Below are 6622 nucleotides of genomic sequence, written 5' to 3'. Positions count from 1 at the left end.
AGTACATCCAGTACGAGGGCCTGCACCCGGCACACCGAGAGCACGCGCCGGACGCCGCTCCTTGACGGGCAAACGCTGCCTGCCGGGGCACTAGGTGTTCTGTCCTGGGAGGTTGTGGACGGGTGATGCAGGTCTCGGTTGGGGCTGCTTGAACGGGTGAGGGCCTTCCGGGTTCGGTGTGGATTGCGACGTCTACACCGACCAGAAAGGCCCTCGTGCCCCACCGTAATGCACCCCTGACCGAGACCGGACGCCTCCGGCTCGCCCGCTGCGTGGTCGAGGACGGCTGGCCGCTTCGGCGGCCCGCAGAACGCTTCCAGGTCTCACCCACCACCGCCCAGCGGTGGGCGGACCGCTACCGGCAGTTCGGCGAGGCCGGGATGACCGACCGGTCCTCGCGTCCTCGTCACAGCCCTCGCCGGACCCCGACCCGCACCGAGAGGCGGATCGTGATCGATCAGATCGAGCGCCACTCGCGGGCGCGCGTGCTGCTGCACACCGAGATGAGCGAGCCACTCGGCGACAAGGCGCTGGAGGCGGCATCGCAGGGTTGAGCCGACTGGAGAGGTCGGCTCCCGCCTGGGCGGCGGCGCACGCCGTCGGAGATTGCCGTCGAGTCCGACCGCGTCGCGCAACGGGAGATGCTTCCCTGTTCAGGCCTTGAGGCCATTGAGGAGGTAGTCGACGCGGGCGGCGGCGTTGTCCGGATCCAGTGGGCCGGTTTCCAGTAGGAGCCGGTAATAGACCGGGCCGAAGAGGAGTTCAACCACGGTTCGGGTTGGGACGTCGGCACGCAGTTGGCCTGCTGCGACGGCTGCGTCGAGGCGCTCCTGCCAGAGCGCCATGCGGGGCTCGAAGAAGGTCACGCGCATGCTTTCGGCCAGTCGGGGGTCGCTTTGCGCATCCGCGATCAAGCCACGCCAGACCGTGCCGAAAGCCGTCGAGAGGAGTCGCATGACTCCTTGTGCCGCGGCGGCGAGGTCGGTTGCGACGTCTCCTGTGTCGGGTACCTGGCAGGCCGGTCCGGTGCCGTCGTTCAGTGCCTCCAGGATGACGGCTGCTTTGTTGGGCCACCAGCGGTAGATGGTCTGTTTGCCGACCTCGGCAGCTGCGGCGATGGCTTCGACGGTGATGTTGGCGTAGCCGTCACGGGTGGCCAGTTCGAGGGCGGCATCGAGGATAGCGCGGTGGACGCGGGGGTTTCGCAGATCCGGATTCGGTGCGGCATGCATGCGCCCGATTGTTCCATGAGACGTGACGTGACGTCTCGCCTTGACATGATCACTTTCAACCCTGCAGCATTGAGCCCAGCCCGAGACGAGACGTCACGGACCGTCGATTTGATCAGGATCCTGAGGCGCCATCCCTAGGGTCCCTTCGATCGCAGGTATTCCGTGCATCACCGATTTCCGTGAAAGGGTTCCTCGTGAACATCGCACAGCGCATCGGCACGCTGATCGCGGCGACGCTGGCCGCCGTCGCCAGCACGGCTGCGTTCGCCTCCTCGGCCAACGCCGCAGGGACGTGGCAGTGCCTTAACTGGTACGAGGGCACCGCGTGCGCCCGGACCGTCAGCGGTGGCTATGACGTCTCCTGGTACAAGCAGCCGGAGGCCGACGGCGGCGGCGCTCACCTGACCGAGTTCTGGCTGCAGTGTCTGAACGGGTACACGTACAACTCCGCAGGCGCCTTCTGGATCTACCCCTACGAGACCCGTACGTACGTGTTCAGCATCGGTAGCCGGGGCTCCTGCCGGGCCAAGGTGGTCGACCACACCACCGGCAAGACCTTTTACTCCGGCTACGCGAGCTGAGCCCGGACGCGTGCCGGGGCAGCCGGCCAGGCACCACCTTCTCCGGAGGCGGATCCTGGACTCGACAGCGGAGCTGCTGGTCATGGCCCGGGCCATGACCTCGCGAGAGGACTCCCTGTCATGGCGAGTTGCTGTGGTAAAGACCGTGCCCGCTGCTCCTGCACCGTCACCGTCGGCCCTGGTCACCGTCGATGGCCGCGGGGCCCTATCTCCTTCGTCAAGCAATCGTGATGACGACGTGCAGGACGGATGAGGATCAGGGCGTGGATAGTGAGAGCCGCCAGGACTGGACGCAGCTGCAGTTCGCCGCGGATGAGCAGGATGCTGCAGTTGTCGGCTCTCTCCTGGCGACGGGTGTGGAGGCACCTGACGGGCAGGGTAATACCACGTCGCGATCAAAAAGATCGCCTCCATCGCCACCTACTCCACAAGGGGAGACACCCATGCGCAAGCGCGCAGTTGCCGCAGTCATATCCGGCGCGGCTCTCATCGCCACTGGCCTCGTCGCCAGCCCAGCCAGCGCCGCCACCTACTACGCTCCAATCCAGCTCCGCAACGGCCTGTGCTTCGACGTTCCGGGCTCCAACGCCTACGCCGGCGCACAGATTCAGCAGTACACCTGCAACGGCACCGGCGCACAGAAGTGGGCCTGGTACCCGGTGGACAGCACCCACTATGAGATTCGCAGTTACCTGAACCCGGGCCTGTGCCTGAACAACTGGGAGGGCGGCGACACGGTTGGCAACCACATCAAGCTTTACAACTGTGATTGGTTCAACCCCGACCGCACCTTCAACTTCGTCTACATGGGCACTGGAGCCCAACTCCAGCCCAAGAGTGCGTGGCAGAACTGCGTCAACGGGTGGGGCGGCGACGCGTCGGGCAACGAGCTGCGCCTCTACACCTGCATGGACGTGAACAATGAGGACCTCAGCCTGTGGGCGGCCTACTCCTCATAAGCACCTGTTTCCATCCCCAAAGGCCCGCCTGCCCCCGCCCCGTCCCTGGCCAGGGACGGGGCGGGGGCAGAGGCGACGCCGAACGCGAGACACCGGAGGCAAGCTGAACCGCCTGCTGGACGGTTGCACGGCGGTGCTGCGCGATGCTCCGATCAGCGGCCCCGCTGAGGTTGTGCCAGAGATGCCTTCGGTCCGCGACGGCCTTACGCCGGTAGCCGACGAAGCGCAGCTGCCCGACCTGGTGCGACGATCACTCGACAGGATGCGCAGCCACGCCGAGCGCAAGGCCAGCGACGGAAGCGTCGAGGTCATCGCGGCGGCGACCGACACCGGATACACCATCGAACTCGCCAGCCCTCGCGGCACGCTGCACCTGCGCTACGCGCCGCGCCGTCGCCCCGCCGGAGCCTGGGACCTGGATGAGCGCAACGGGTTCCAGGTGTTCGACGCGAACAGCATGGACGCGACCAAGAAGTTCGCCGGAAAGCTGATGGCCGCGCTCGCCGACCTTTTCGGACTCGGCGCAGCACCCGCCGTGCCCGGCCAGACCGGGCAGGCCCGCCAGGCCAGCGTCAACAACTCCGTACGCGTCCGCCGTCACTCGGTCATCCGGGTCTGACCCGCAACGCCACCCGGTCCTGGGCGGGCGGGTCCTGCGGGCCCGGACCCCGGCCGGGGTCGAGCAGGAGGTCTGGGCCCTGCTGGTCGTCTACCAGGCGCTGCGGACCGCAATGACGGATGCCACCGACAGCGTCCCGGGCATCGATCCGGACCGGGCCGGCTTCACCGTCGCGCTGTCCGCCGCCCGTGACCAGCTCGTCCTGGCCGCAGGCATCATCGCCGACACCGTCATCGACCTGGTCAGGAGTCATCGGCTGCCACGTGCCGGCCCACCTCCTGCCCCAGCGGCGGGCCCGCACGAAAGACCGCATCGTCAAACGCGCGATCTCCAAATACAACGCTCGCGGACCCACCATCAACCGGGCCACCTACAGGGCCACCATCAGCATCAACATGCTCACAACCGACCCTTGACTCACCCAGCCCCGCTCCAACTGAACGGCGTTGGGACTGGTGTCCTGAGTCAGAGATCTTCGGGCAGTTCTTCCGGACGCCCACCGACCCGCTGACGGCTCGTCTTCCCGGCCGGCGCGTTTTGGGGCGCACACACCGGCGTACGCCCCCTCAGGCCGGGCGGCGCGGCCGGATCGCGCCGCCCCGCGACCTCTGGGTCACGCGGTGCCGCGAATTCGCGCATTGCCGCACATCGCGTACCGCCGGAGTCGTACGGTGGTCCGGGGACAGATCTTGTCCAGGCGCGCGGAGAGAGGGCTTGGGCCATGGACCGTGGCACCGACCGGGCAGCATCTCCCAGCCGGCCGGCTGGGTCCGGCGGGGAGGCCGGACGCGTCCCGCTGGCCGTGGTCGTCGTCGACCGCGAGGGCCTGGTCTCGCACTGGAGCAGCGGCGCCCGACGGTTGTTCGGCATCCCCAAGGAGAGCGCGATCGGCCTGCCCGCCACCGATCTGCTGCCCGTCTCCGGGGCGCTCCCCGAGGAACGCGGGACCAGCCTCTCAGGCCCCCACACCGCCTACGACGGCCTCGGTCCCGGCCTGGAGTCCTCGCTCGGCGGCGGGCTCGCCTACCCGGCGGCCGGACGCGCCCGGCTGGATGTGCCGGACGGCGGCCGGGCAGACGTCCTGTGGTGGGCCTACCCGCTGGTGGGACCCGGCCCCGAGCGGCTGCTCGTCCTCGCGGCGGACACCGCCGGGCCGCACCGCGGCGGCGGGGACGAGCGCGCCGTCGAGCGGATCGCGCCCGCCTTCGCCCTGCACACCGACTTCCCCGGCGCCGAGGACCTCGCCCGCGGGCTGCCCGAGATCCTGCCCAGCATGAGCGTGGGGGAGAGCGCCCGCATCGTCGCCCAGGTCCTCGAACTGGGCTACCCCGTGCTGGAGTTCAGCCAGAACGACCGGGTGCCCGTCACCCCCGACTGGGGCGTGCCGCGGCGCGCCGAACGCAAGGCCCGCCGCGAGCGACTGGCGCACGCCGTCGCCGCGGGTGAACCGCTGCCCGCCGATCTGACCGCGGACGACGTGGAGGACCTCGAACACGCCGCCGTGCGCGAGCGCCTGGAGTTCCTCAACGAGGTCAGCGGGCGCATCGGCACCTCCCTGGACCTCTCCCGCACCATCGTCGAGGTCAGCCGGGCGGTCGTGCCGCGCTTCACCGACGTCGCCGGCACCTATCTGCGCGAACAGGTCGTCGCCGGCGAGGGCTTCCCCGACGGCGTCCCCGACACCACCACCCTGTGGCACCGGGTGGCCCTGGAGCACACCGACGAACCCGGCCGCTGGGACGACGTCGTGCCGGTCGGCGAGGCCATGCCGTTCCCCGCGCACACCCCGTTCTTCCAGTGCATGACCAGCGGCGAGCCCGTCCTCGTCCCGCGGATCAGCGAGGAGCTGGGCCACGCCATCGCCTCGCAGTTCGACAAGCGCGACATCCGGCCGCTGATCACCGGCCGGTCCATGCTGGTCGTCCCGCTCAAGGCACGCAATGTCGTGCTCGGCTTCATGATCCTGCTGCGGCACCCCGAGCGCGTCGAGTTCAACGACATGGACCGGGTCACCGGCGCCGAACTCGCCGCCCGTGCCGGGCTCGTGCTCGACAACGCGCGCATGTACACCTACCAGGAGTCCGTCGCCGAGACCCTCCAGGAGAGCATGCTGCCGCACATCCCGCCGCGCATGGCGGGCTGCGACATCGCCACCCGCTATCTGCCCGGCACCCTCCTCGGCCGGGTCGGCGGCGACTGGTTCGACTCGGTGAAGCTGCCCGGCGCGCGCACCGCCTTCGTGGTCGGCGACGTCATGGGCCACGGCCTGAACTCGGCCGCGATGATGGGCCAGTTGAGAACCGCCGTGCAGACCATGGCCGCCCTCGACCTGCCGCCCGCCCAACTGCTGCGCAACCTCGACGACCTCGCCCAGCGACTCGGCGACACCTACCTGGCGACCTGTCTCTACGCCGTCTACGACCCGATCGCGAGCGAACTCCACCTCGCCAACGCCGGGCACATCCCGCCGGTCATCGTCCGTGCCGAGGACGGGCGCAGCGAGCTGTTCGACCTGCCGACCGGCGCCCCGATCGGGGTGGGCGGGGTGCCCTTCGAGGCCGTACGGCTGCGTGTGGAGCCCGGCGACCGGCTCGTGATGTGCACCGACGGCCTGGTGGAGATGCGCGGTGAGGACATCGGTGTGGGCCTGGCGACGCTGTGCGAGTCCGCCGCGCACCCGGCCGCGTCCATGGACGAGGCCTGCGACACCATCATCCGCGCCCTCAACACCCGCGGCGGCCGCAAGGACGACGTGGCCCTGCTGATGGCCCGGCTGAACGGCATCGAGCCCCATGACGTCGCCGAGTGGCGCCTGCCGCTCGACGCCGCCCAGGTGCCCCGCGCCCGAGCGGTGGTCCGCGAGCAGCTTCACGACTGGGGGCTCGACAAGCTGGCCGACACCGCCGAGCTGCTGGTCAGCGAGCTGGCCACGAACGCCGTCCGGCACTCGGGCCGCCGCCCGGTGGAAATGCGGCTGGTGCGCGGCGACACCCTGCTGTGCGAGGTGGACGACGACGACCACGAGCTGCCCACCCTGCTGAGCGCCGGACCCGGTGACGAGGCCGGGCGCGGACTGCGCGTGGTCTCCACCCTGGCCCGGGAGTGGGGCACCAGCCGCACCGGCACGGGCAAGACGGTGTGGTTCGAGCTCACCCTGCCCAGGCGCCGGGCCTGACCGGGGACCGACTCGGTCCGTCCGGCGCACGGGCGACGGCCCCGCTCGGCGCGTAC

5 protein-coding genes and 1 pseudogene are annotated in these 6622 nt (G+C 69.8%); 5 read left to right on the top strand and 1 reads right to left on the bottom strand.

Features of this window, described 5'->3' with window-relative positions; genetic code table 11:
* Positions 1-215: 215 nt before the first annotated feature.
* Positions 216-452 (top strand): annotated as a pseudogene (locus ABZZ79_RS36430) (leucine zipper domain-containing protein); the annotation flags it as partial.
* A gap of 201 nt (positions 453-653) precedes the next feature.
* Here the strand turns inward: ABZZ79_RS36430 and ABZZ79_RS36425 are convergent.
* Positions 654-1232, bottom strand: coding sequence for a TetR/AcrR family transcriptional regulator (locus tag ABZZ79_RS36425; protein ID WP_356696398.1), 579 nt, complete (start codon positions 1230-1232; stop codon positions 654-656).
* 194 nt (positions 1233-1426) lie between these two features.
* Here ABZZ79_RS36425 and ABZZ79_RS36420 point away from each other — a divergent pair, with 194 nt between their 5' ends.
* The 4 genes from ABZZ79_RS36420 to ABZZ79_RS36405 all read left to right on the top strand — a co-directional run bounded on the left by ABZZ79_RS36420 (position 1427) and on the right by ABZZ79_RS36405 (position 6566).
* Positions 1427-1813, top strand: a complete 387-nt coding sequence (locus ABZZ79_RS36420) for a hypothetical protein (RefSeq protein ID WP_356696396.1) — start codon at positions 1427-1429, stop codon at positions 1811-1813.
* Positions 1814-2256: 443 nt separating this feature from the next.
* The gene (locus ABZZ79_RS36415; protein WP_356696394.1) at positions 2257-2772 is read left to right on the top strand and encodes a ricin-type beta-trefoil lectin domain protein; all 516 of its coding nucleotides are present in this window, start codon (positions 2257-2259) and stop codon (positions 2770-2772) included.
* Positions 2773-2953: 181 nt separating this feature from the next.
* Positions 2954-3391, top strand: a complete 438-nt coding sequence (locus ABZZ79_RS36410) for a hypothetical protein (RefSeq protein WP_356696392.1) — start codon at positions 2954-2956, stop codon at positions 3389-3391.
* 721 nt (positions 3392-4112) lie between these two features.
* Positions 4113-6566, top strand: coding sequence for a SpoIIE family protein phosphatase (locus ABZZ79_RS36405; protein ID WP_356696390.1), 2454 nt, complete (start codon positions 4113-4115; stop codon positions 6564-6566).
* The last annotated feature ends 56 nt before the right edge of the window (positions 6567-6622 follow it).

The sequence above is a fragment of the Streptomyces sp. NPDC006458 genome, assembly GCF_040612135.1.
In the GTDB taxonomy this organism is placed as follows: domain Bacteria; phylum Actinomycetota; class Actinomycetes; order Streptomycetales; family Streptomycetaceae; genus Streptomyces.
The sequence above is the reverse complement of the archived record's forward strand: the minus strand, read 5'-3'. Positions and strand labels throughout refer to the sequence as shown.

Coding starts and splice junctions, on each gene's coding strand:
- ABZZ79_RS36425 (WP_356696398.1), bottom strand. CDS start 1,232: ATGCATGCCGCACCGAATCCGGATCTGCGAAACCCCCGCGTCCACCGC.
- ABZZ79_RS36415 (WP_356696394.1), top strand. CDS start 2,257: ATGCGCAAGCGCGCAGTTGCCGCAGTCATATCCGGCGCGGCTCTCATC.
- ABZZ79_RS36410 (WP_356696392.1), top strand. CDS start 2,954: ATGCCTTCGGTCCGCGACGGCCTTACGCCGGTAGCCGACGAAGCGCAG.
- ABZZ79_RS36405 (WP_356696390.1), top strand. CDS start 4,113: ATGGACCGTGGCACCGACCGGGCAGCATCTCCCAGCCGGCCGGCTGGG.